The sequence below is a fragment of the Mesorhizobium kowhaii genome (assembly GCF_042431665.1).
Taxonomy (GTDB): domain Bacteria; phylum Pseudomonadota; class Alphaproteobacteria; order Rhizobiales; family Rhizobiaceae; genus Mesorhizobium; species Mesorhizobium kowhaii.
The window spans coordinates 263,429-285,309 of sequence record NZ_JBHLYT010000033.1; the positions used below are offsets into that span (position 1 = coordinate 263,429).

At 64.4% G+C, this 21,881-nt stretch carries 24 protein-coding genes and 1 pseudogene; 8 read left to right on the forward strand and 17 right to left on the reverse strand.

Going from position 1 to position 21,881, the window contains the following annotated elements; genetic code table 11:
- Positions 1-151 precede the first annotated feature (151 nt).
- From ACFFNA_RS20755 to ACFFNA_RS20770, 4 genes are all read left to right on the forward strand, one after another.
- Positions 152-418: a nitroreductase family protein gene (locus ACFFNA_RS20755; RefSeq protein WP_378921189.1), complete on the forward strand. Its 267-nt coding sequence runs from the start codon at positions 152-154 to the stop codon at positions 416-418.
- Between the two features lie 59 nt (positions 419-477).
- The gene (locus ACFFNA_RS20760) at positions 478-729 is read left to right on the forward strand and encodes a hypothetical protein (RefSeq protein WP_111548448.1); all 252 of its coding nucleotides are present in this window, start codon (positions 478-480) and stop codon (positions 727-729) included.
- A gap of 4 nt (positions 730-733) precedes the next feature.
- The gene (locus tag ACFFNA_RS20765; RefSeq protein ID WP_378921191.1) at positions 734-994 is read left to right on the forward strand and encodes a hypothetical protein; all 261 of its coding nucleotides are present in this window, start codon (positions 734-736) and stop codon (positions 992-994) included.
- Positions 995-1,105: 111 nt separating this feature from the next.
- Positions 1,106-1,426: a hypothetical protein gene (locus ACFFNA_RS20770; protein WP_378921193.1), complete on the forward strand. Its 321-nt coding sequence runs from the start codon at positions 1,106-1,108 to the stop codon at positions 1,424-1,426.
- A gap of 100 nt (positions 1,427-1,526) precedes the next feature.
- On the opposite strand, the gene ACFFNA_RS20775 is transcribed toward ACFFNA_RS20770, so the two are convergent.
- Genes ACFFNA_RS20775 through ACFFNA_RS20790 form a run of 4 tightly spaced genes read right to left on the reverse strand, consistent with a single transcriptional unit; the run spans position 1,527 to position 4,717 of the window.
- On the reverse strand, positions 1,527-2,453 hold the full coding sequence (locus ACFFNA_RS20775; RefSeq protein ID WP_378921195.1) for an energy transducer TonB family protein: 927 nt from the start codon (positions 2,451-2,453) through the stop codon (positions 1,527-1,529).
- Positions 2,450-2,914: a TonB system transport protein ExbD gene (gene exbD, locus ACFFNA_RS20780; protein ID WP_378921197.1), complete on the reverse strand. Its 465-nt coding sequence runs from the start codon at positions 2,912-2,914 to the stop codon at positions 2,450-2,452. The genes ACFFNA_RS20775 and exbD overlap by 4 nt, the downstream gene beginning before the upstream one ends.
- Positions 2,915-2,940: 26 nt before the next feature.
- Positions 2,941-3,867, reverse strand: coding sequence for a tonB-system energizer ExbB (exbB, locus tag ACFFNA_RS20785; protein ID WP_378921199.1), 927 nt, complete (start codon positions 3,865-3,867; stop codon positions 2,941-2,943).
- 52 nt (positions 3,868-3,919) lie between these two features.
- Positions 3,920-4,717, reverse strand: a complete 798-nt coding sequence (locus ACFFNA_RS20790) for an ATP-binding cassette domain-containing protein (RefSeq protein ID WP_378921201.1) — start codon at positions 4,715-4,717, stop codon at positions 3,920-3,922.
- 75 nt (positions 4,718-4,792) lie between these two features.
- On the opposite strand from ACFFNA_RS20790, the gene ACFFNA_RS20795 reads away from it, so the two are divergent.
- The gene (locus ACFFNA_RS20795) at positions 4,793-5,041 is read left to right on the forward strand and encodes a hypothetical protein (RefSeq protein WP_378921203.1); all 249 of its coding nucleotides are present in this window, start codon (positions 4,793-4,795) and stop codon (positions 5,039-5,041) included.
- On the forward strand, positions 5,038-5,712 hold the full coding sequence (locus ACFFNA_RS20800) for a cysteine hydrolase family protein (RefSeq protein WP_378921205.1): 675 nt from the start codon (positions 5,038-5,040) through the stop codon (positions 5,710-5,712). Before ACFFNA_RS20795 ends, ACFFNA_RS20800 begins: the two co-directional genes overlap by 4 nt.
- A gap of 16 nt (positions 5,713-5,728) precedes the next feature.
- Here the strand turns inward: ACFFNA_RS20800 and ACFFNA_RS20805 are convergent, their stop codons facing one another.
- A complete protein-coding gene (locus ACFFNA_RS20805) occupies positions 5,729-6,676 on the reverse strand; it encodes an LLM class flavin-dependent oxidoreductase (protein ID WP_378921679.1) in 948 nt (315 codons plus the stop codon).
- Positions 6,677-6,814: 138 nt separating this feature from the next.
- The gene (locus tag ACFFNA_RS20810) at positions 6,815-6,970 is read right to left on the reverse strand and encodes a hypothetical protein (RefSeq protein ID WP_378921207.1); all 156 of its coding nucleotides are present in this window, start codon (positions 6,968-6,970) and stop codon (positions 6,815-6,817) included.
- A 291-nt stretch (positions 6,971-7,261) separates the two neighbouring features.
- On the opposite strand from ACFFNA_RS20810, the pseudogene ACFFNA_RS20815 reads away from it, so the two are divergent.
- Positions 7,262-8,030 (forward strand): annotated as a pseudogene (locus ACFFNA_RS20815) (SDR family NAD(P)-dependent oxidoreductase).
- 28 nt (positions 8,031-8,058) lie between these two features.
- Here ACFFNA_RS20815 and ACFFNA_RS20820 read toward each other — a convergent pair.
- From ACFFNA_RS20820 to ACFFNA_RS20850, 7 genes are all read right to left on the reverse strand, one after another.
- Positions 8,059-9,003, reverse strand: coding sequence for an ABC transporter permease (locus ACFFNA_RS20820; protein WP_378921209.1), 945 nt, complete (start codon positions 9,001-9,003; stop codon positions 8,059-8,061).
- On the reverse strand, positions 9,000-10,055 hold the full coding sequence (locus tag ACFFNA_RS20825; RefSeq protein WP_378921211.1) for an ABC transporter permease: 1,056 nt from the start codon (positions 10,053-10,055) through the stop codon (positions 9,000-9,002). The genes ACFFNA_RS20820 and ACFFNA_RS20825 overlap by 4 nt, the downstream gene beginning before the upstream one ends.
- The gene (locus tag ACFFNA_RS20830; protein WP_378921682.1) at positions 10,055-11,545 is read right to left on the reverse strand and encodes an ABC transporter ATP-binding protein; all 1,491 of its coding nucleotides are present in this window, start codon (positions 11,543-11,545) and stop codon (positions 10,055-10,057) included. Before ACFFNA_RS20830 ends, ACFFNA_RS20825 begins: the two co-directional genes overlap by 1 nt.
- Before the next feature lie 262 nt (positions 11,546-11,807).
- Positions 11,808-12,839, reverse strand: coding sequence for a BMP family protein (locus ACFFNA_RS20835; RefSeq protein ID WP_378921213.1), 1,032 nt, complete (start codon positions 12,837-12,839; stop codon positions 11,808-11,810).
- A 151-nt stretch (positions 12,840-12,990) separates the two neighbouring features.
- Positions 12,991-14,196 carry a 3-oxoadipyl-CoA thiolase gene (gene pcaF, locus ACFFNA_RS20840; RefSeq protein ID WP_378921215.1) on the reverse strand — a complete coding sequence of 402 codons (1,206 nt, stop codon included), beginning with the start codon at positions 14,194-14,196 and terminating at the stop codon, positions 12,991-12,993.
- 1 nt (position 14,197) lies between these two features.
- The gene (locus ACFFNA_RS20845; RefSeq protein WP_378921217.1) at positions 14,198-14,995 is read right to left on the reverse strand and encodes a CoA-transferase subunit beta; all 798 of its coding nucleotides are present in this window, start codon (positions 14,993-14,995) and stop codon (positions 14,198-14,200) included.
- Positions 14,992-15,849 (reverse strand): CoA transferase subunit A, encoded by an 858-nt coding sequence (locus ACFFNA_RS20850; protein ID WP_378921218.1) that lies wholly within the window; start codon positions 15,847-15,849, stop codon positions 14,992-14,994. The genes ACFFNA_RS20845 and ACFFNA_RS20850 overlap by 4 nt, the downstream gene beginning before the upstream one ends.
- A gap of 120 nt (positions 15,850-15,969) precedes the next feature.
- Here ACFFNA_RS20850 and ACFFNA_RS20855 point away from each other — a divergent pair, with 120 nt between their 5' ends.
- Complete coding sequence (locus ACFFNA_RS20855) at positions 15,970-16,740, forward strand: IclR family transcriptional regulator domain-containing protein (protein ID WP_378921220.1); 771 nt, start codon at positions 15,970-15,972, stop codon at positions 16,738-16,740.
- A 25-nt stretch (positions 16,741-16,765) separates the two neighbouring features.
- On the opposite strand, the gene ACFFNA_RS20860 is transcribed toward ACFFNA_RS20855, so the two are convergent.
- From ACFFNA_RS20860 to ACFFNA_RS20875, 4 genes are read right to left on the reverse strand one after another with little or no spacing between them, the layout of a single operon-like run.
- A complete protein-coding gene (locus ACFFNA_RS20860) occupies positions 16,766-18,067 on the reverse strand; it encodes an NAD(P)/FAD-dependent oxidoreductase (RefSeq protein WP_378921222.1) in 1,302 nt (433 codons plus the stop codon).
- Positions 18,068-18,069: 2 nt separating this feature from the next.
- On the reverse strand, positions 18,070-19,449 hold the full coding sequence (locus tag ACFFNA_RS20865; RefSeq protein WP_378921224.1) for a glutamine synthetase family protein: 1,380 nt from the start codon (positions 19,447-19,449) through the stop codon (positions 18,070-18,072).
- Between the two features lie 5 nt (positions 19,450-19,454).
- The gene (locus ACFFNA_RS20870) at positions 19,455-20,738 is read right to left on the reverse strand and encodes a nucleotide disphospho-sugar-binding domain-containing protein (protein ID WP_378921226.1); all 1,284 of its coding nucleotides are present in this window, start codon (positions 20,736-20,738) and stop codon (positions 19,455-19,457) included.
- Between the two features lie 10 nt (positions 20,739-20,748).
- Positions 20,749-21,687 carry a GntR family transcriptional regulator gene (locus ACFFNA_RS20875; protein WP_378921228.1) on the reverse strand — a complete coding sequence of 313 codons (939 nt, stop codon included), beginning with the start codon at positions 21,685-21,687 and terminating at the stop codon, positions 20,749-20,751.
- Positions 21,688-21,881 lie beyond the last annotated feature (194 nt).

A 21,881-nucleotide genomic window follows, 5' to 3' on the forward strand; every position in this document is an offset into this window, starting at 1 on the left:
CAGGAAAGATAAGTCACACGACCGCCTTTTGCGCGCTGCTTTACTACAATTTTAACAGACCATTAACTCTTCCGACCTTACCTTTCTTGTCGTGGATCCCCGTTTTTAGGGTCTTTCAACGGGTCCCCATGAGGGTCAAGAAGGGATGAAAATGGCCAAGAAAGTGACCCCCGCTCCGAAGCTGACGATTGCCGCCGGCACGCAGACTGTCTTCTTTTCGCAGGCCGGTCACATCGGCCAGAACATCATGCTAGCGGCGACCAATCATGGCCTGTCGGCATGCCCCACCGCCGCGCTCGGTCATTCAGCGATCAAGCGCCTGCTTGGCCTCGATCGCCTCACCGATGCGCCGATCTATGCCTTGACCATCTCGACCCCGCAAACATGCCCGTCTTCAGCGGGCCAAGCTATCAATTAGTCGGCTTAGTATGTTCCGTAACGCGTTCCTTGAGTTCCATCAGATAACAGGAGCTGCACGTGCCAAATCAATCCTTACGTCAGTCGGAGATCGATAGTCTTCAATATATTTCGTCGATGACCAATGAGCTCGTGCAGATGGCCGAAGCAAGCCGTTTTCCCATGATCTCCTATTTGCTGGGCATGGCCTATGCCGAAGCCTTCGACGTTCTTCGCGGCGCACGACCCGCCAGGCATGCGCAGCTCAGCGGCAACCCGCTGCACCCCAAGGCGCAGGCGAAAGACAATCGCGCTCATGCGAGGCGAGCGTAGCGGCATGCAATCGTCAGCCGCATGCGCGGCGGCAGGCTCGATCTTCCGGCCAAATCGCTGGGAAACACTGTGCGCGTTGCAAAGCCTGCTGCCGCTGCTGAAAAAGGCCGCCACGGATCTTGGCCGCGCCGACATGGTCTACTGGTTCGAACAGGCCGATGCCGAGGTCGCCAACATCATCAGGGGCAGGCCGTCCGATGCGACCGCCATTCCAGCCTTGATCGCATCCCGCCCGCAGAACCGCCATCCGGTCGCGCAGGCCTAGGGCGGTTCGGCGTTTGATTGAATCGCCGAACCCGCTCTAACCTTTTGTTTTCACGCAATTCCGGCGGAAAACCGCCACACGCTTTCCGGCAATTGCTCCAGGGACCTTGCAATGAACATGATTGTCAACATCAAGAGCATCGACACAAGGGACAGCATTTTCAGCCGGCTCGACGCCCTGATCGCAAGCCGATCGCCATCGCCTGTCGCCGCACGGATCGAATCGCGCCAGCTCTTCTCGATGGCAATTGCCGACGGCTGCCAGGCCGACAGTCTCTGGGGCGCGGTGGACGCCTTCCACGCCCATTTCGATTTCATGATGCAGACCATCGAGATCAACGGCGCCGATGACCCGAACCTCAGGATCCTGCGCACGAAATGCCGCTTCTATCTCGAACAGGTCGAGGCTCTGTGCAAGTCGCTGAGCTATTGATGGACGGAGCCTGCTCTGAGATTCAGGTCAGCCCGCCTGAGTACCGGAAGCGCAGGTATCAGTCGTTCGCAGGCCGGCCTCACCTGAATATCAACAGACCTTAGTTGCGGAGGCTGAACACGAATGGTGCCGTGCGGCTTTGGCGCGTGCCGAGTTCCGGCGGCGGTGCCGGCACGGTGGCCCCTTGCAGCACGGCGAGCGCCGCACGGTCCAGATCGGCATCCCCGGAGGAACGGGTGAGCCTGGCAGACAGGACCCGGCCGGACGAGTCGACCGTGAAGGCGACATACGGCTTGCCTTCCACGCCTCGGGCCTTGGCTGAACTGGGATAGCGCGTGTGTCGCTTGATCCAGGCGCCCAGACGGGAGTCCCATTTGCTGGAATCGCCGGATCGCGATGTCGATTCCGCCGACTTCGGCGCGGCTGTCCTGCTCGCTGGCCTCGCATCGGCGCTGGCGACGCTTGCCGTCTTCGGCGGTGCCGCCTTCTCCTTCTTCGGCCGCGGTTTTGGCTTGTCGACGGGTTTTTTCGCCTTGGCCTCGACCGGTCTCTTGTCCTTGGACGCCTCGACCGGCTTCGGCTGCGGCAATGGAATGACCACGTCGGGTGTGACAGCCTCGACAATATCCGGGACGACCTCGTCCGGCGGCAGCTGGTCGACCTGCTCAGCCATCTCGGTCTGGGTGAGTTCGGTCTCGTCGGGCGGAACCGCTTGCGGCTGTTCGACAACCGGCTCCACCTTCTCGACCGGGTCTTCGGGCGTCGGCTCGGTCTGATCTGATGTCACCGCGTCCAGCGCGGCAACCTGTTCCTCGACAGCCGGCATCACCACCATCGGCGCCATCTCGATCACCTGGGCCGGTGGCGGGCCACCGTCTGCTTCGTTGATCATGCTGAAGGTCTGCACGGCATAGGCGACCGCGACATGAGCTCCAAGGACCAGTACGGCTGCACCCGCCCACAAGCCAAGGTCGCGCCGGCTGAAGCGCGACAACTCGACTGAGGGCAAGGCGGCCGCTTGCATCATGGCACTGCTGTGCCGGTGGTGCTGGGCGCCTGGGCATCGGCGGGAGCCGTCTCCAGGCCGACCAGCGCGATCTTCAGATAGCCCGCACCGCGCAGCAGGTTCATCGCCTTCATCAGGTCGCCATAGGCGACCGCCTTGTCGGCGCGCAGGAAGATGCGCGTCTGCTTGTCGCCCTTTGTCCTGCTGTCCAGCGTGGCGGCGAAAGCCGGGCGTGGCACGCTGTCGTTGCCGATCGCCAGCGTCAGATCGTCCTTCAGCGTCAGGAACAGCGGTGTTTCCGGCCGCGGCGCGGGCGTTGCGGTCGAGCCCGGAAGATCGACATTGACATCCACCGTCGCCAGCGGTGCGGCGACCATGAAGATGATCAGCAGCACCAGGATGACATCGATGAACGGGGTGACGTTGATCTCGTGGCTTTCCTCGAGATCGTCGTCCATGGTCTGTCGGATTCTGCTTGCCATGGCCTTGCTCCGCTAGTCCGCCGCCATCATTCCGAAGCCATCGCCGTTGCCGGCGCGACGATGCGGAAGTCGAGGTCACGGCTGACCAGCCGTTCGACGCCCGCCGAGGCATCGGCGAGGATCTGCCGGTAGCCGGCTATCGAGCGGGCAAAGACGTTGTAGATGACGACAGCCGGTATCGCCGCGACAAGGCCCATCGCCGTGGCCAGCAGCGCTTCGGCGATGCCAGGCGCGACCACGGCGAGATTGGTGGTCTGCGCCTGTGAGATGCCGATGAAGGCGTTCATGATGCCCCAGACGGTGCCGAACAGGCCGACGAAAGGGGCGGTCGAGCCGATCGTCGCCAGCAGGCCGGTGCCACGCGACATGCGCCGCGACGCCGCCGCCTCGATGCGCGACAGGCGCGAGGTGACCCGTTCCTTCAGCCCATCGCCCGAGACATGGTCGAGCGCTCCGGCCGAAAGCGCGGTCTCCTCCTCGGCCGCCCGCACCAGAAGCGCGCCGGGGCCGCCGCTGCGGCCGAGCGCACGGCTGGCCTGCTTCAGCGTGGCGGCATCGCCGATCGCCCGGACGGCGCGACGGATGCGCAGCTTGCCGCCGAAGATTTCCAGCGATTTGGCCAGCCATATCGTCCAGGTGACGAGGGAGGCAAAGGCCAGTCCGATCATCACCGCCTTGACGATGATATCGGCCGCCATGAACATGCCCCATGGCGACAGATCATGCGGCAAGGTCAGTTCCATCGCCGTCGAAGGCCCTGTCTCGGCCGGCGTGTTCGGCTGGGCGCCTGGCTGCTGTTGCGCAGGCGCCACCGTGGCCGGCGGCGCGACTGCCGGCGCGGCAGGCGCCTCGATCGCGGGGGCGGCGCCGGCCGGTTGCTCCTGGGCCGTCGCACAGCCGGCCGACAGGATCACGGATGCGACCAACGCCGCCAACAAACCATTTCTCGACAACAGCTTCTTCCTTGTTCTCACAGCGGCCAGCCGCCACCACAGGCACGTCTCGTCACTGCACATAGCCGACCGGTTGGCCGGTGACGGGGTGCGCGAACACGCCCATCTCCACGCCGAAAATGCCTTTCAGCACATCGCTGCGCATGATTTCGCCGGGTGTGCCGCGTGTCAGCAGCTTGCCGTCCTTCAGCGCGATCAGCTCGTCGCAATAGCGCGCCGCCATGTTGGGATCGTGCAGCACGACGACGACGCAAAGGTCGCGTTTGCGACTGAGATCCCTGACCAGCCCAAGCACCTCGACCTGATGGGCGATGTCGAGCGCTGAGATCGGCTCGTCGAGCAGCATGACGCCGGCATTCTGCGCCACCAGCATAGCGAGCCAGGCGCGCTGGCGTTCGCCGCCGGACAATTCGTCCACCAGCCGCTCAGCGAAACCTTCCATGTCGGTCAGGGCCAGCGCCTCGTCGACATGCTGCCTGTCTTCCACGCGGAAACGGCCCAGCGCACCATGCCAGGGATAGCGCCCGAGCGTCGCCAGTTCGCGCACCGTAAGACCGGTCGCCGCCGGCGTCGTCTGCGGCAGATAGGCTAGCGCGCGGGCGAGTTCGCGGGCACCCCATTGCAGCAGCGGGCGCTTGGCGAAGGTGATGGCGCCTGAGCTTGCCGGCTGCTGGCGCGCGATGAGCTTGATCAGCGTCGACTTGCCCGACCCGTTATGGCCGATCAGCCCGTAGACACGCGAGCGCTCCAGTTCGAACGAAACCGGACCGAGCAGCGTCCGCCCGCCGACAGCAAAGCGCACCGCGTCGATATGGAAGGCAGTCTGGGCATCAATTCCAGCCACGGTCATGGCTTCTCTCCAGCGCGACCGCCCGCATCTCCAGATTCTGGTTTCGGCAGGCCGATGCCCGATTGACTATGAAACATGACCTTACTAGTCAACATTGAAGATGACTGCAACGATCAACAATTCGTCGCGACCGTCAATATCGGCGCGAAATTCGGATCCGCACCGCCGGCATCTGCCGCCGGCTGCATGACGCCCGGCATCTGTTGTCGTCGCGTTGATGCAAAGTGGCTGGAGCAATTCCAGGAAAAGTGTGAAACGGTTTTCCGTCCGGAATTGCGTCAAGGCAAACTCGAGTGCCGTTCGAAAACTGGGAGCCAAAGATGATCAAGGCGACACCCTTCGACTTCCCCTATGATGGCAGGCTGGTGGCCGAAAACACCGCGCTTGTTGTCATCGACCTGCAGCAGGATTTCCTGTCAACGACTGGCTATTTCGCCAGGCAGGGATATGACCCCTCGCCGCTAAGGGCGATCCTGCCGACCGTGAACCGGCTGATTGCTGCCGGCCGCAAGGCCGGTGTCCGGATCATCCACACAAGGCAGGGCTATCGGGCCGACATGGCCGACATGACGCCTTACGAGAAATGGCGCCGCAAGCGCGCCGGGCTCGAAGGCACCGAAATCCTGCTTCGCTCGGGACCGGGGTTTCAGATCGTTCCGGAGATCGATGTCGCGCCGCAGGACATCATCGTCGACAAGACCTGCAACAGCGCCTTCACCTATACGGATTTCGAGCTTGTGCTGCGCGCGCAAGGCATCACGCATCTGATGTTTTCCGGCTGCACGACGGATGTCTGCGTCCACACCACGCTGCGCGAGGCCTGCGACCGCAATTTTCAGTGCCTGACGATCTCGGACGCTTGCGCCAGCGGCGACCAGAAGGCGCATGAGGCGGCGCTTCACATGGTGACAGTCGAGGACGGCGTCTTCGGCGCGCTGGCCGTGTCCGCCGCCGTCATCGAAGGCCTAGCGCGGCTGAGTGGCGCGACAGGTTAATTTCAAGGGCGCCTGCTCAGCCCGCTGCACGCGCCACTTGCGGCACGCGCGGCGCATATGCCCCAGGCTGCGGCACCTCCGCCTCGCGACGCGCCAGCGAATTGCGCAGCAGGGCGATCGTTTCGCGGCCGACCGTTGCGATCTCGCGCGGCGTGTCGACGCCGACAATCATGAATTCATCGATCCCGAGAGCCGCATAGGCAAGCAACGACAGGGCGGCCTGGGCTGGCGGCCCGGCAACATCGACCGCCTTGTGGCCGGTGGCGGCAGCGCCCTGGTGAATCCTGACCGGAAGCGCAAAGCGCAGCTTGCCGGCCCGGCCATGTTCGGCGGCGGCGCCGCGCACCCGCTCCATCAGCTGCCGGACCTCGTCGATCGAGCCTGGCGCCAGTTCGAAGACATCGGCGTGCCGGCCGGCCACCTTGAGCGCCGTTCCGGACTGCCCGCCCATGCGGATGACCAGGTCGGCGCCGTGCGGACCCTTGCGCGGCACATAGCCGCCCTTGACGCTGTAGAACGCGCCTTCATGGTCGAACGGCCGGTCGTTCGACCACAGCCGTTTCAGCAGGACCAGATATTCGTCGATGCGCTGCCAGATGACGGTGTGCCCGACCGGCCGCGTTTCGGCATCGTCGTCGTTCAGCGGCTCGCTGATCATCCTGAGCGCCAGCCGTCCGCCGCTTTTCCTGTCGATCGACGCCAGCTGGCGGGCCGCCACCGTCGGTTCGACCACGCCCGCCCAGTGGGTGAGTACGACTTCCAGCGACGACGTCCGGTCGAGCACCTGTCCAGCGAGATCCATATTGGTCAGCAACCCGGCCGAATCGTCGACGACGATCTTCCGGAAGCCGCCGTCCTCGATCAGCCCGAGCTTGGTCGCGGTCTCGGCAAAGTCGTAGAAAAAGGGAGCGGCGGTACCAGTGGGATGAGTCTTTCCGGGAACATGCGTGAACTCGATCGGCATTGCCATCTCCTCCATCTCTGGAATCACTGATGCGGTGAAATTCGAATCCCAGCCGCGCGAAAGCGCACCGAGGACCCGGTTCATTCAACTCCGATTACCTGAAAGCGGCGGGCAGCTAACCCCGGTCGATCTGACGACTCAGGGAATGAGACCCAGAACAACGGCCCCGGTGAACACGAACGCAAGGGCAAAGACGAGATAGGCGAAGGCACCGGCATAGGCCGGGCGAAAGGCCCGAGCATTGGCCAGCCTCTGGCCGCTGCGATCCGTCTGGGCGTTCTGGATATAGGACATATCGACCTCCGTCTCGCTGGTTAATCTATAAAACTTGTAGACTTTGTCGATTGCTATTTTTTGACGATAGGCAGAAAGATTTTCTCATATCGAGCCGAAAATTGGCAACGGCTTGCTGAGAGGACGTGCTTGGGGCCACTGCTCAACATGGCCGCCCGCATTGCTCTGGGTCCTGGATGGGCCGAAGTCCTTGTCTCCGCCGCACCCAATTCGTGCATTGGCCGCCCGGAGCGGGCGGGATAGCATCGCCCACTCGGCAAACACGAAATCGTCCAACAGGGGAGCAGAAAAATGGGCGCAAGACTGGCCGGCAAGGTCGCCATCATTTCGGGTGGCGCAACGGGAATGGGCGGCGCGGCCTCGGAGCTTGTTTGCTGCGGAAGGCGCCAAGGTGGCGATCATCGACCGCAATGGCGAGGCCGCCGCTGCAACCGCGGCGGCGATACGCGCGCGGGGGCACATAGCCGAACACTGGGTCGCCGACGTGTCCGATGAAGCCCAGGTCGAGGCCGCCGTGAAAGGCGCGACCGAAAAACTCGGCCCGGTCACCGTGCTGTTCAACCATGCCGGCACCATCGTCATCAAACCCTTCCTGGAGACGACCGTGCAGGAATGGGACTGGCTGCATGCCGTCAATGTGCGCTCGATGTTCCTGATGACACGCGCCGTGCTGCCCGGCATGATTGCCGCAGGCGGCGGTTCGATCGTCTGCACCTCGTCGATCTCGGCGGTGGCGGCAACGCCGATGGAAGTGCTCTATGACACCACCAAGGGCGCCTGCCACATGTTCGCGCGTGCCATCGCCGTCGAGTTCCGCGACCGCAACATCCGCTGCAACGCGGTCTGCCCCGGCTTCATCCGCACGCCGCACGGCCTGCGCGAGGTTGCTGATCTCGGCCGGCTCGGCGTCGACGTCTCCGACGCAGCACTGGCAGCGCAGCAGGGCCGGATCGGCGAGCCGGAAGAGGTGGCGAAGGCCGCGCTTTACCTGGCCAGCGACGAGGCCAGCTTCGTCACCGGTGCGCATCTGTTCGTCGACAACGGCTTTACCGCGATGTGACCAACGGAACGCTGACAGCCCCTGGCCGTCAGCGCTCCTCGCGACGAAACGGCTTGAGCAGGGCCGACGGCGCCACCGCGTTGCGCGACATCACAGCCATGGCGACAATGGTGAAGATGAAAGGCAGCATCAGGAACGCCTCATAGGGGATATGCCCGAGCCCGCTCGCCTGCATGCGCAACTGCAAGGCATCGACAAAGGCGAACAGCAGCGCCGCCCCTGCCGAGCGCCACGGATCCCAGCGGCCGAAGACGACCAGCGCGATTGCCACCCAGCCGCGGCCGGATACCACGCCGAAGGTGAAGGCGTTGAACTGCGCCATCGACAGGAAGGCGCCGGCCAGCCCCATCAGCGCACCGCCGAGGATAACCGCCTGGAAGCGCGTCGCGATGACGCTGACACCGGCCGAGTCGGCGGCGCGCGGATTTTCGCCGACCATGCGCACCGACAGGCCCCATGGCGTGCGGTAGAGCACGAAGGCGGCCAGCGGGATGGCCAGGATCGCCATGTAGACCAGTGCAAACTGGTTGAAAACCGCCGGCCCAAGCACCGGAATGCTGGAGAGGACCGGGATCGGCAGTGTCTCGAACCCCTTGATGCTGGGCGGCACCGATTGCTGACCGAAGATCAGCCGGTAGAGGAAATAGGCGAGGCCCGACGAGAACAGTGTCACGCCAATGCCGCAGACATGCTGGCTCAAGCCCAGCGCCACGGTGAACAGCGCATGCAGCGCGCCCATCAGCATGCCGGTCAGCACCGCAGCCAATACGCCGAGCCAAAGGCTGCCGCTGAGGCTGGTCGCGGTAAAACCCGTCATCGCCGACAGCAGCATGATGCCTTCGATGCCGAGGTTGAGCACGCCGGCGCGCTCGGAGAACATTTCGCCGAGCGTGGCAAACGCCAGCGGCGTGGCGATGCGAATGATGGCGGCCAGGAAGCCGACCTGAAAAATCTGTTCGAACACGGCGCTCATCGGGCGGCTCCGACGCGGCGGATGCGGTAGGCGGTGAACAGCAGCGCCACCAGCATGGCGAGTAGCGCCGTGCCCTGGATGACATCGCTGAGGAAGGCCGGCACGCCGGTCGCCCGCGACATCGCTTCGGCGCCGGTCATCACCGCGGCCAGGAAGATCGCCGCCGGCACCACGCCAAGCGGATTGAGCCGCGCCAGCATGGCAACGACGATGCCGGAATAGCCGTAGCCCGGCGAGATGTCGCTCATCACCTGGAAATGCACGCCGCCGACTTCGCCGACACCGGCCAGCCCGGCAAGCGCGCCGGACAGCAGCGCGGTCGAGATCAGCACCCGCTCGACATGGATGCCGCCATAGCGCGCGGCTTCCGGATTCTCGCCGGTGACCCTGATCCTGAAGCCGAGCGTCGTGCGCACGATCAGGAACCAGATGACCGGTGCCGCGATCAGCGCCACGACAACGCCGAGATGCAGCCGCGTGCCTTCGAGCAGCACCGGAAAATTCGCCGAATCCTCGATCGGTGGCGAGATCGGATAGCCGCTGAAACTGTCCTTCCACGGCCCCTCGATCAGCGCCATCAGCGCATAGTAGATGACCGAGTTGAGCAGCAGCGAACTGACCACGTCATCGACCTTGAATTTGACCCGCAGCGTCGCCGGCACCAGGGCGACAGTGGCACCGGCCGCGGCACCGGCCACCGCCATCAACAGCATGGCGAGCGGCCCCGGCATCGGGATCGCGCCGACAAAGCAGCTGGCGACAGCGCCGGCCAGCAATTGCCCCTCGGCGCCGATGTTCCAGAATTTTGCCCGGAAGGCGACCGCCACCGCCAACCCGGTGAAGATCATCGGCGCGGCACGCACCATCGTTTCGGTGATCGCGTAGCTGTCGCCAAGCGAGGCGGTGAACATTACGCCATAGGCTTCGACGACGCCGGCCCCGGCCAGCGCGATCAGGCCGCTGCACAGGACAAGCGTGGCTGCGATCGCCAGCAGCGGCAAAGCCAGATTGAACCAGGCCGGCGTCGAGGTGCGGACTTCCAGGCGAAACATCAGCTGTGGCCCTCCGCGCCCGTCATCATCAGCCCGAGCCGTGCCACCGTCGCATCGGCGCTGTCGAGCGTGCCGGCGATGCGGCCCTCATACATCACCGCGATGCGGTCGCAGAGCACCAGCAGCTCTTCCAGATCCTCGCCGATGACGATGATGCCGCAGCCCTTGGCGCGCATATCGAGGAACTTTTCGTGGATGAAGCGTGCAGCGCCGATGTCGAGGCCGCGCGTCGGCTGCGAGACAACAAGCACCTTCGGATCGAAAGCGAGTTCGCGCGCCAGCAGCGCCTTCTGCAGATTGCCGCCGGACAGCGCCCCGGCGCGGGTCATCGGCCCGGGGCAGCGTATGTCATAGGCCTTGATCTGCGCCTCGGCGAAGGCGCGGATCGCATCCGGTTTGAGCAGGCCCCTGCTGCTGAACGCTGCCGTGCCGATGCGCGGCAGCACCATCGAATCGGCGAGCGGCAGATTGGTGACCAGCCCGGTCGTCATGCGGTCTTCCGGGATGCGACCGAGGCCAAGCGCCTGCACCTCGCGCGGCGAAAACCCAGACACTTTTTGGCCGGCGATGGTCATCCGACCGGCATCCGGCGCACGCGTGCCCGAGATCACCTCCGCAAGCGCCTGCTGGCCATTGCCCGAGACACCGGCAATGCCGAGGATCTCGCCAGCGCGGACGGAAAGCGATACGTCGCGTAGCGCCGTGCCCGAATGCTGCGATGTGGAAATTCCGTCGAGCGTCAGCACCGCCGCACCGGGCGTCGATGGCCCCCTCGCCGGCGGCACGATCTCGTGGCCGCACATCAGTTGCGCCATTGCGGCCGACGTCGTGTTGGCCGGGTCATCGACACGGCCGGCGACGCGGCCATGCCGCAGCACCGTGCAGCGATGCGTCAGCGCCCGCACCTCGTTGAGCTTGTGCGAAATGAAGATGATGCCGAGGCCCTGCGCCGCCATCGAGCGCAGCGCCGAGAACAGCCCGTCGACCTCCGCTGGCGCCAGCACCGCCGTCGGCTCGTCGAGGATCAGCAGTTTGGCGCCGCGAAACAGCGCCTTGACGATCTCGAGCCGCTGCTGCTCGCCGACCGACAGCGCCGAGACCGGAAGGTCGGGATCGAGCGTCAGCCCATGCTGGCGGCCGATCTCGGCCAGCCGCGCCAACCCACCGGCGCGGTCGATCCGCCCCGATCTGCCGGGAATGCCGATGAGCAGATTTTCCAGCACCGTTAGTCGTGGTGCCAGATGGAAATGCTGGTGCACCATGCCGATACCGGCGGCCAGCGCATCGGCCGAACTGGTGATCCGCACCGGCTGGCCCTGGATGAAGATCTCGCCGGCGTCGGGCGCATAGGCGCCGAACAGCACGTTCATCAGCGTCGTCTTGCCGGCGCCGTTTTCGCCCAGCAGACCGAGGATCTCGCCCGGCGCGACGCTGAGGTCGACGGCCTCGTTCGCCTTGACGGCGCCAAAGCTCTTGGTGATGCCGCGCATTTCGATGAGTGGGGCGGGCGTCGGCAAGGATACTCCTGATCGGAACTGGCTTTACGATTCAGCTTTGAGGGATGTGCTGCACCCCTCTGGCCTGCCGGCCATCTCCCCTCAAGGGGGGGAGATCGAATGTCACTTCGGCTTTCGCCAATTTTCCGCGTCAGATCAGAGCGCTACCAGTGAAACTGCCAATCTCCCCCCTTGAGGGGGAGATGTCCGGCAGGACAGAGGGGGTGTTCAAGCACCAGCCCCTGAAGATGAACTATCAATCCGAAACCGGCGTGTTCTCGTCGACGTCGACGCGGAAATTGCCTTCGAGGATTTCGGTCTTCTTCTTCTCGACCAGATCCTTGACGTCGGCGGGCAGCGTCTTGTCGAAATTATGGTAGGGCGCGAGATGCGAGCCGCCCTTGGCCATGCGCGAGAAATCGCCATAGTCCTGCGCCGTGAAGACGCCGGCCTTGACCAGCTTGATCGCCTGCTCGACTGTCGGATACATGTCCCAGACCGGGCCGGTGATGACCGTATCGGGGCCGAGGCTGGACTGGTCGGACATGTTGGAGATGGCAAAGATCTTCTTGTCCACTGCCGCTTCGATGACGCCGAAACGCTCGGCATAGATGACGTCGACACCGGCGTCGATTTGCGCGACAGCCGCTTCCTTGGCCTTCGGCGGATCGAAGAAGGAGCCGATGAAGGCGACCTTCTTCTTGATGTTGGGATTGACCTCCTTGGCGCCGGCAAAGAAGGCGTTGACCAGCCGGTTCACTTCCGGAATGCCCATCGCCGCCACGGCGCCGATCGTGCCCGACTTCGACATCTTGCCGGCGATCATGCCGGAGAGATAGGCCGGCTCGTGGATCCAGTTGTCGAAGACGCCGAAATTCGGTTCCGCCGGACCGGCGCCGGAGCCGAACAGGAAGGCGGTCTTCGGGAACTGCTTGGCGGTGCGGCGCGATTCACGCTCGGCAGCGAAGGCATCGCCCAGCACCAGCTGATAGCCGCCCTGCGCATATTCGCGCATGACGCGGCTGAAATCGGCGGTCTGCACCTTTTCCGACCATTTGTATTCGATGCCGAGTTCCTTCTCGGCCTTCTGCAGGGCGACATGGATCTGGTTGTCCCATGGCTCCTCGATCGGCGTGGCGAAGATCGCCGCCACTTTCAGCTTCTTGTCCTTGGCGAAGGCGGCGCCCGGCAGCATGGCCGCAGCCAGGCCAAGCGCGCCCAGCTCGAGCACGTTGCGTCGCGAAAGTCCTTCGCGTGATGAATGAGATTTGTTCTTCCGGTTTTCCATTGCATGCCCCTCTGTTCGACAGCCGTGTCGAGCCGGCTGTTCCAAAAATCAGACGGGGAACTATGGAACGGGTCCGGACTTTTGTCCACATGGTCAAATTTGGCGGCGCCCGATCCAGCCTCGATCTTAGCCGGCCAAGAGGGGCTGCTGGTCAGGCCCGTTCGAGCGCGATCGCTATGCCCTGGCCGACGCCGATGCACATGGTCGCCAGCGCATGGCGGCCGCCACGTTCGCGAAGCTCCAGCGCCGCCGTGCCGGATATGCGGGCGCCCGACATGCCCAAGGGATGGCCGAGCGCGATGGCTCCGCCATTCGGATTGACGTGCTCCGCATCCTCGGCGATGCCAAGCTGGCGCAGCACCGCAATGCCTTGCGAGGCAAAAGCTTCGTTGAGCTCGACGACATCGAACTGTTTTGGCGTCAGGCCGAGCCGCGCGCACAGTTTTTGCGTCGCCGGCGCCGGGCCGATGCCCATGATGCGCGGTGCCACTCCGGCAGCAGCACCGCCAAGGATGCGGGCGACCGGAGTCAGGCCATATTTCTTCACCGCCGCTTCGGAAGCAACGATCAACGCCGCCGCCCCGTCATTGACGCCGGAGGCATTGCCGGCCGTCACCGTGCCGCCTTGCCGGAATGGCGTCGGCAATTTGGCCAGCGCCTCGACCGTGGTGCCGGCGCGGGGATGCTCATCCTTCGAGACGACCAGCGGGTCGCCCTTGCGCTGCGGGATCGTCACCGGGGTGATTTCTTTCGCCAGCCGGCCATTGGCCTGTGCGGCGACAGCCTTGTCCTGGCTGCGCACGGCAAAGGCATCCTGGTCGGCGCGCGACACCGAAAAATCCTCGGCGACGTTCTCGCCGGTCTCCGGCATCGGATCGACGCCATATTGCTTCTTCATCAGCGGATTGACGAAACGCCAGCCGATGGTGGTGTCGTAAATCTCGGCGTTGCGCGAAAACGCCGCGTCGGCCTTGGGCATGACGAAGGGCGCGCGGCTCATCGATTCGACGCCGCCTGATATCATCAGCTCCGCTTCACCAGCCTTGATGGCCCGCGCCGCGATGGTCAGCGCATCCATGCCCGAACCGCACAGGCGATTGACCGTCGAGCCCGGGATCTCCTTCGGCAGACCAGCCAGCAGCAGCGCCATGCGCGCCACGTTGCGGTTGTCCTCGCCGGCCTGGTTGGCGCAGCCGTAGACGACGTCGTCGACCGCTTGCCAGTCGACGCCGGGATTGCGCTCGACCAGTGCCCTCAGAGGTATCGCGCCGAGATCATCGGCGCGCACCGAGGACAGGGAACCGCCGAAACGGCCGATCGGCGTGCGGATGTAGTCGCAGATATAGGCCTCGGCCATGTCATGCAGCCTTTACTTTTCCGCTTCCCTCATGCGCCGCCTTGGTGCGGGCCTGCAGGTCGCGCAATGTCGTCAGTTCGAGTTCGCTTGGCGCCGGTGTTTCGTCAAGCACCTCCGCGAACTTTACGATCCAGCCACAGGTCTCCTGCACCTGCTGGCGCGTGACGCCGGGATGCAGCGACACGACCGTGAATTCCTTGGTCGCCGGGTCCGGTTTCCAGATGGCGAGATCGGTGATCAGCAAGGTCGGGCCAGCGGTGTCGATGCCGAGACGCTTTCGATGATCGCCGCCCTCGCCATGGCCGAAGGAGGTGAAGAAGTCGATCTTTTCGACCATGCCGCGCTTGGTCTGCGCCATGGTGATGTAGATCTCCTTCGACGACGTCGCGATCTCCGGTGCGCCGCCGCCGCCGGGCAGCCGGGTCTTGGGGTGGAAATAGTCGCCGATGACGGTGGTGTTGATGTTACCGAACTTGTCGAGCTGGGCAGCACCCAAAAAACCGATCGAGATGCGGCCGCCCTGCAGCCAGTAGCGGAACATCTCCGGCACCGCGACGGTGGTGACCGCGGTTTCGCACAATTCGCCATCGCCGATCGACAGCGGCAGCACGTCTGGCGCAGTGCCGATCGTGCCGCTCTCATAGATCAAGATGATGTCAGGCGCATGCGTCAGCCGTGCCACATTGCAGGCGGCGGACGGCGCGCCGATGCCGACGAAGCAGACATCGTCATTCCCCAGCGCGCGGCTGGCGGCGATCGTCATCATCTCGTTGGGGGTGAAGTCCGGATTGTCGCTCATGCCGCTTTCCTCAGATGCTCGACACGGGCCGCGAAATCGTCGGCACTCTTCTCGATGACGTTCGCCTGCATCCAGGCCTGGAATTTCTCCCGGTCGGCGGCGATCTCGTCCCATTCCAGATAGGCCGCATTGTCACGCGCGTAATAGCCATGCGCGTAGGACGGGTGCGAGCCGCCGGGCACGACGGAGATCGCCGCGATCGTCCAGCGCGGCAGCACGGTCAAATTGGGGTGCAGGTCGTCGAAATTGTCGACCACTTCCTCCACGGTCACCACCGCTCGGCTAGCCGCCAGCACCGCTTCCTTCTGGATGCCGATGATGCCTTCGACCAGCACATTGCCTTTCCGGTCGGCCTTCTGCGCGTGGATGAAGGTGACATCAGGCCGGATCGAAGGGACAGCCGCCAGCACCTCGCCGGTGAACGGACAGGTGACCGACTTGATGTTCGGATTGACCGCTGCCAGCCCAGCGCCGCGATAGCCGCGAAACACCGCGCAGGGCAGGCCGGCAGCACCCGCCTCATAGGCGTTGGCCATGCCGGCGTGGCTGTGTTCCTCGACCTCGATCGACCGGGGAAAACCGTTCTCGATGGCGTCGCGAGCGCGCCGCAGCAGGCCGACGCCGGGATTGCCGACATAGGAGAAGACGATCTTCTTCGCCATGCCCATGCCGATCATCTGGTCGTAGATCAGGTCCGGCGTCATGCGGATCAATGTCAGGTCGCGAAATCTCTGGCGGATCGCCTCATGCGCCGCCGCCGTCGGGATCAGATGGGTGAAGCCCTCGAAGGCGACCGCGTCACCATCATTCAAGTTCTCGGCCACGGCCTGTTTGAGCGGCAGGAACTTGACCATCGCATCGGCTCCGGGTCCTAAAAAGTTCGTATTGCGAACATATGTTTTGTATGCGATACTTTCTAGCTGAGTAATAGCATTGAGTCAATCCGGGCGACGATGCCGTTCTGAGGAGGTGAGATGGACGAAGAGGCCGCTTCCCGTGACCATGTCGGCTCGCTCGAGCGCGGCCTTGCCGTCATGGAAATCCTGGCACGGCACCCTTCGGGGATGACACTGACCGAAATGGCCGAGGAGGCCGGACTGACCCGCGCCGGCGCCCGCCGTTTTCTACTGACGCTTGTCGCCACCGGCTACGCCACCCAGGCCGGCCGCGTGTTCTCGCTGTCGCCGCGCCTGCTGACCGTCGCCCGCACCTGGCTCGGCGGCGCCTCGCTGTGGAGCTTCGCCGCCCCCATCATGCGGGCCGTTGCGGCGCAGCTGAACGAGGCCTGCTCGGCGGCCATCCTGTCGGGCCAGGATGTCGTCTACGTCGCCCGCATTCCCGGCCGCCGCATCCTCAGCGTGTCGCTCGATGTCGGCACCAGGCTGCCGGCCTATTGCACCTCGATGGGGCGGATCCTGCTTGCCGGCCTGACGCCCGGAGAATTGGACGCATTTCTCGGCCAGGCGACGGTCGAGAAACGGACGCCGAAGACCATCACCGACACACGGCTGCTGGCCGACGCCATCGGCAAGGCGAAGGCGGACGGCTTTGCCGTCGTCGATGAGGAGCTGGAGCTCGGGCTGCGCTCGATCGCCGTGCCGATCCGCGACCGCGCGCAACGCACGGTCGCGGCCATCAACGTCTCGACCCAGTCCGCGCGTTTCTCGGTCGCGGAAATGGAACGGGAAATCCTGCCGGCGCTGCTCGAGGCCAGGCAGCGCATCGAGGATTTCTTCGTCGTCTAATTCATCGGGGTTGCATCTCGCACCCTCAATGCTTGATGCGGTCGCGCATCGCGTACCACAGCATGCCGAGCACATAGAGCGGACCGCGCAGCGCCGTGCCGCCGGGGAACGGCATGGGCGTGAGCGTCGAGAACAGGTCGAGCCGCGAAGCATCGCCAGTGATCGCCTCGGCCAAAAGCTTGCCCGACAGCGTCGACAGGATGACGCCCTTGCCGGAATAGCCATGCGCGAAATAGACCTCGCCATAGTGCCCGACATGCGGCAGCCGCGACGTCGTCACCGACACCAGCCCGCCCCAGGCGTGATCGATGCGGCAGCCGGTGAGTTGCGGAAAGGTCTTTTCCATGTGCGGCCGCACAAAGCCGGCAATGTCGGCCGGCGGCGACGGCGTGTAGCGCTCACCGCCGCCGAACAACAGGCGTCCGTCCGCCGACATGCGGTAATAGTTGACGACGAAGCGGGTGTCTGACACCGCGACATTCGCCGGGATGACATTGCGTTTGCCCTCCAGCGGCTCGGTGGCGACGATGTAGTTGCCGACCGGCATAATGCGGCTGTTGACGCGCGGCTCCAGCCCATTGAGCAGCGCATCGCCCGCCAACACGACATGCTTGGCCCGGACCGACCCCTTGGCCGTCGAGACCCGGATCGAAGGCTCGCGCTCCAGCCGCACTGCAACTGAGTTTTCGTGAATGATGACGCCGGCCGCCGCCGCGGCGCGGGCAAGGCCGAGCGTGTAGTTCAGCGGATGCATGTGGCCGCCAAGCGGCTCGTACATCGCGCCATGATAGGGCGTGTCGACCTTGCCGCGCGCTTCCGCCGCCGACAGGATTTCGGCATGCGGAAACTTCATCACCGTGGCCAGGCACTTGGCCTCTTCCTCAAGGTCTTTGAGATCGGAGCCATTGACCGCGCCGACCAGATGGCCGGTCAGCCTGAGGTCGCAATCGATGACGTGGCGCTCGATGATGTCGAGCACCAGCCCGCGCGCCTCGAAGGCGAGGTCGAACAGCGCCTTCGCCCGCTCGGGGCCGTAGAGCTTGACCAGGCCCTTGGCGCCTTTGCGCAGACCGGGGATCATCTGGCCGCCATTGCGCCCCGACGCGCCCCAGCCGATCTTGCCGCCTTCGAGCAGCACCACCTTCAACCCGCGTTCGGCGGCGTGAAGGGCGGCGGACAGGCCGGTACAGCCGCCGCCGACCACCACCAGGTCGGCATTGACGTCGCCTTGCAGGGCAGGATGGTCCGGCGACGGATTCGCCGTCGAGACATAGTAGGATTTGCCGATATCCAAACCGGAATTGAAACCCTCGGAATTGAAGCCCATCATTACACCTTCAACAGCAGGTGGTCTCGTTCCCAGCTCGTCACCACGCCCTGGAACAGGTCGAGTTCGACGCTCTTGACGCGCAGATAGGTCTGGAAGAAGTCCTCGCCGAGCAGTTGCCGCACCGGGTCGCAAGCGGTGAAACGATCCAGCGCCTCCTCCATGGTTTTCGGCAAAGTGCTCTTGTTCTTGTAGGCATTGCCAGACGCCTCGGCCGACCGCGCCAGCTTCTGCTCGACGCCGAGATAGCCTGCCAGGAGCGAACCGGCGATCGCCAGATAGGGATTGGAATCGGCACCCGGCAAGCGGTTCTCCACCCGACGTGCGGCGCGGCCACCGGCCGGCACGCGCAGGCCGCAAGAACGGTTGTCATGCGACCATTCGATGTTGGCCGGCGCGCTGTGGTTCGGCCGGATGCGGCGGAACGAGTTCACGTTCGGGGCAAACAGCGGCATGATTTCCGGGACATATTTTTGCAGGCCGCCGATGAAATGGCCGAACATTTCCGTGTCGGCATCGTCAGTGCCGGCAAACAGCGTCTTGCCGGCCTCGTCGATGACCGACATGTGCAGATGCATCGAGCTCCCCGCCTGTGCCGCGATCGGCTTGGCCATGAAGGTGGCATGCATGCCGCTCTGCTGCGCGGCCTGGCGCGTCAGCCGCTTGAACAGCAGCACCTTGTCGGCCAAGGGCAGCGCGTCGCCATGCAGGAAGTTGATCTCCAGCTGTGCCGTGCCCGATTCATGGATCAGCGTGTCGAGCGGCAATCCGGCCGCTGCCGCATAATCATAGATGCGGCGGATCACCGGCTCGAACTCCTCCAGTGCAGCCATGTCGTAGGGATGCTGCACGGTCTCGGCTCGGCCATTGCCGCCGACCGGTGCGGTCAGCGGCCGGTCGGGGTCGGGATTGGGCGCGGTCAGATAGAATTCGAGCTCCGGCGCCACCACTGCCCGCCAGCCTCGCTGGCGATAGAGATCGAGCACGGCTCTCAGCACATGGCGCGGCGACGCCATCCATGGCCGGTCGTCCATGTGGAACGCATCGGCAAACACGTAGGCCTTGCCAGCCCCGGCGCCGGGCGCCAGGCAGAGCGTCGAGACGTCAGGCACCATCCGCATATCCGGGTCCGAATAAGCAAAACCCTCGTCGATCGAACCGGAATAGCGGCCGTCGATGCTGACCAGAAAAGCGCTGCTCGGCAGATAAAGCGCGCGGTCTTCCAGTGCCTTGACGAATTTGGCCGTCGGCAAGGCCTTGCCGCGCAGGACGCCGTTCATGTCGGGCACCAGGCACTCGATCTCGTTGATGCCGTGCTGGGCTAGCCAGGTCCTGGGATCGTTGCCGCTGGAGAGCAAGGTATTCGCGTTTTTATCAAGCATTTCGTTCATGTCCGTACCAGAGAGAGTATGGCTTGCGCGGCCACGTCCGTTCCAGGGGTCAGCGCCATATGGGCTGCATTGTCCCTGAGGCGGGCGCGCATGGCGTCATCGGCCAGCAGGCCGAGAATGGCTCCCTCCAATACTCCTTCGGTCCAGCCGTCACGGCCGATATGGCTGCCGACGCCGGTCTCCTCGGCGCGCCGCGCATTGTCATGCCCGTCCCAGCAATAGGGCATGATCAGCGACGGCACGCCGAAGCGCAGCGCTTCGCAAAAGCTGTTGTTGCCGCCGTGATGGATGAACAGGTCGGATTTCGCCACCACCGAGGGCTGCGGAAACCAGGCGTCGAGATAGACATTGTCCGGCACCGCGCGGTACGTGTCGCGCAGGCCGCCGGCATTGACGATGAACCGCGCCGGCAGTCTGTCGAACACAGCCAGCATGCGCTCGATCAGGCCGACATTCATGGCGCCGAGACTGCCGAAGCTGAGATAGACCAGCGGCCCGCCATTGCGCGGAAACACCGGCACCTCGAACGGTCCTTCCGAGCGCACGCAGCCTTCGAGATAGACGAAGCGGGCCGGGTCGAGCGGCTCGGCGCGCTCGCGGCGCACGATCGTCGGCGTCAGCAGCAGGTTGAGATCGGGGGAGACTTCAAGGAACAGGCCCTTCGGCAGCGGCGCCAGGCCGGCATCGGTCCGGAAACGGTTGAAGCGGTCATGCGCCGGCGCCGACGCCTTGAGATAGCGGGCCTCGAACGCTGCGCGTTGCGGGTCGTCAGTGCCAAGCCCTGACAGATAGGGCGGCACCTGCACGTCCGGAAGCTCGGTCTCGGCGCAGGAAACGACACGCACCCATGGGCAGCCGGCGGCAGCGATCGCCGGGAACATGATGACATTGTCGAGCACCACCGCGTCCGGTTTCAGCCGCGCCAGCAATTGGCGCAGCGGCGCTTCGGCGTTGACCGCGGTGTCGACGATCGCTTGCCAGGTCGGCGCGACATAGGTTTCGAGCTGGTCGATCGGGCTCAGCCTGAAATGCGGCAGATGCCTGCGCACGAAGGCCTGCCAGTAGCTCTGGCGCTCGCTGTCGCTCAGTGGCTCGTCGGTGGGCAGCTGGTATTCCTGAAAACCATAGTCGGCAAAGACGCCGGAGAAGCCGGCATGGCAGATGAAGACCGGTCGGGCGCCTTTCGCACGCAATGCTTGTGCGATGCCAACGCAATTCAACGCCGCGCCGAAACTCGCTTCGGGAAACAGCGCGATGGTCGGGCTGGCTTTACGCGTCAATTAATCCTCGTCATTCCGGCCGGCTGATCATGCCGAACAGGGCGGGCGCCCCGCGACTGGCCGCTTGCGGTCGCTGGTTGCGGGAGAGCCGCAGGTGAATGCGAAGCAGATCGGCAGCCACCTCATACTGCCGGCTTTCAAGATGGTCGAGTATATTCAGGTGCTCGCGCAGCGATTGCCGCAGCCGGAAGACGTTGACGCCGGCATAGATGCCCGGCAGCCGGCGCAGCCTGAGGTGATCGGCCAGCGCATCGGCAATGAACCGGTTGGCAGAACCTTCGGCGAGCATGCCGTGAAAATCGATGTCCAGCCGCTGGAACTCGCGGGCGTCGAATGCGGCGTCCGGCAGTGCCAACAGCGCTTCCATGCCCTGGCGCAAGGCCGCGGCGCGTGCGTCGTCCAGCCGGAAGCCGGGCGTCAGGATGGCTGCGGGCTCCAGTAGCAAGCGGTACTCATAGCTTTCGCCTTGTGCCTCCGGATCGTCCGGCGCGCGGCGAAACAGCCAGGATTGGCCGGGCGCACGGTCGAGCAGATTCTCTTCCGTCAGTTTGTTGAGAGCTTTTAGTACCGTCTTTCGCTCGGCGCTGTACCGCCGCATCAATCCCGCGGCGGTCACCGTCTGGTCCAGTCGCCGCGCCGACCGGTCGCGCAGGATCGCCTCGGCAAGCTCGTCCTCCTCGGTAAGAGGCAATTCAGCCGCAATAGCCGGCTGAGTCGTGAGGTCGATGGCCAGGTGATAACCGGAATCAGCCTCCCAACGCACAACGCCCTGTTCCGCGAGCAGGCTAAGCGCCGCCCGTACCGGCGTGCGCGACACATTGCATAGCGAGGCGATCTGCTGTTCGGGCAGCCGCGCGCCGGGCTCGAACCCGCGCTGCCGCGCTACATCCAGGATGCGCTGCGCCAGGTCGAGGTGGTTGGTGCGGGGTCGTCGGGCGGCAGCTTGCATGACAATGCTCGTGAACGGACGTGACCTATATGCTTTGACCGATCGGCCTCGCGGACGCAATCGGCCAGATTCCTCGGTCGCTTGGCAAATTATGGATTGACGTACTTTTTTCTGCAATAGTACTGTCAGGACAATCGGCACAAAAAAGACCGAGGGAACGGGATCGAGGCGGCGGCATGGGTCGCAGGCGTTGG

Coding starts and splice junctions, on each gene's coding strand:
- ACFFNA_RS20845 (WP_378921217.1), bottom strand. CDS start 14,995: ATGAGCGACAATCCGGACTTCACCCCCAACGAGATGATGACGATCGCC.
- ACFFNA_RS20850 (WP_378921218.1), bottom strand. CDS start 15,849: ATGGTCAAGTTCCTGCCGCTCAAACAGGCCGTGGCCGAGAACTTGAAT.
- pcaF (WP_378921215.1), bottom strand. CDS start 14,196: ATGGCCGAGGCCTATATCTGCGACTACATCCGCACGCCGATCGGCCGT.
- ACFFNA_RS20805 (WP_378921679.1), bottom strand. CDS start 6,676: ATGCCGATCGAGTTCACGCATGTTCCCGGAAAGACTCATCCCACTGGT.
- ACFFNA_RS20775 (WP_378921195.1), bottom strand. CDS start 2,453: ATGATGCAAGCGGCCGCCTTGCCCTCAGTCGAGTTGTCGCGCTTCAGC.
- ACFFNA_RS20860 (WP_378921222.1), bottom strand. CDS start 18,067: ATGGGCTTCAATTCCGAGGGTTTCAATTCCGGTTTGGATATCGGCAAA.
- ACFFNA_RS20865 (WP_378921224.1), bottom strand. CDS start 19,449: ATGCTTGATAAAAACGCGAATACCTTGCTCTCCAGCGGCAACGATCCC.
- ACFFNA_RS20810 (WP_378921207.1), bottom strand. CDS start 6,970: ATGTCCTATATCCAGAACGCCCAGACGGATCGCAGCGGCCAGAGGCTG.
- exbD (WP_378921197.1), bottom strand. CDS start 2,914: ATGGCAAGCAGAATCCGACAGACCATGGACGACGATCTCGAGGAAAGC.
- ACFFNA_RS20820 (WP_378921209.1), bottom strand. CDS start 9,003: ATGAGCGCCGTGTTCGAACAGATTTTTCAGGTCGGCTTCCTGGCCGCC.
- ACFFNA_RS20790 (WP_378921201.1), bottom strand. CDS start 4,717: ATGACCGTGGCTGGAATTGATGCCCAGACTGCCTTCCATATCGACGCG.
- ACFFNA_RS20835 (WP_378921213.1), bottom strand. CDS start 12,839: ATGGAAAACCGGAAGAACAAATCTCATTCATCACGCGAAGGACTTTCG.
- ACFFNA_RS20825 (WP_378921211.1), bottom strand. CDS start 10,055: ATGTTTCGCCTGGAAGTCCGCACCTCGACGCCGGCCTGGTTCAATCTG.
- ACFFNA_RS20770 (WP_378921193.1), top strand. CDS start 1,106: ATGAACATGATTGTCAACATCAAGAGCATCGACACAAGGGACAGCATT.
- ACFFNA_RS20855 (WP_378921220.1), top strand. CDS start 15,970: ATGGACGAAGAGGCCGCTTCCCGTGACCATGTCGGCTCGCTCGAGCGC.
- ACFFNA_RS20795 (WP_378921203.1), top strand. CDS start 4,793: ATGACCTTACTAGTCAACATTGAAGATGACTGCAACGATCAACAATTC.
- ACFFNA_RS20830 (WP_378921682.1), bottom strand. CDS start 11,545: ATGCGCGGCATCACCAAGAGCTTTGGCGCCGTCAAGGCGAACGAGGCC.
- ACFFNA_RS20755 (WP_378921189.1), top strand. CDS start 152: ATGGCCAAGAAAGTGACCCCCGCTCCGAAGCTGACGATTGCCGCCGGC.
- ACFFNA_RS20765 (WP_378921191.1), top strand. CDS start 734: ATGCAATCGTCAGCCGCATGCGCGGCGGCAGGCTCGATCTTCCGGCCA.
- ACFFNA_RS20875 (WP_378921228.1), bottom strand. CDS start 21,687: ATGCAAGCTGCCGCCCGACGACCCCGCACCAACCACCTCGACCTGGCG.
- ACFFNA_RS20800 (WP_378921205.1), top strand. CDS start 5,038: ATGATCAAGGCGACACCCTTCGACTTCCCCTATGATGGCAGGCTGGTG.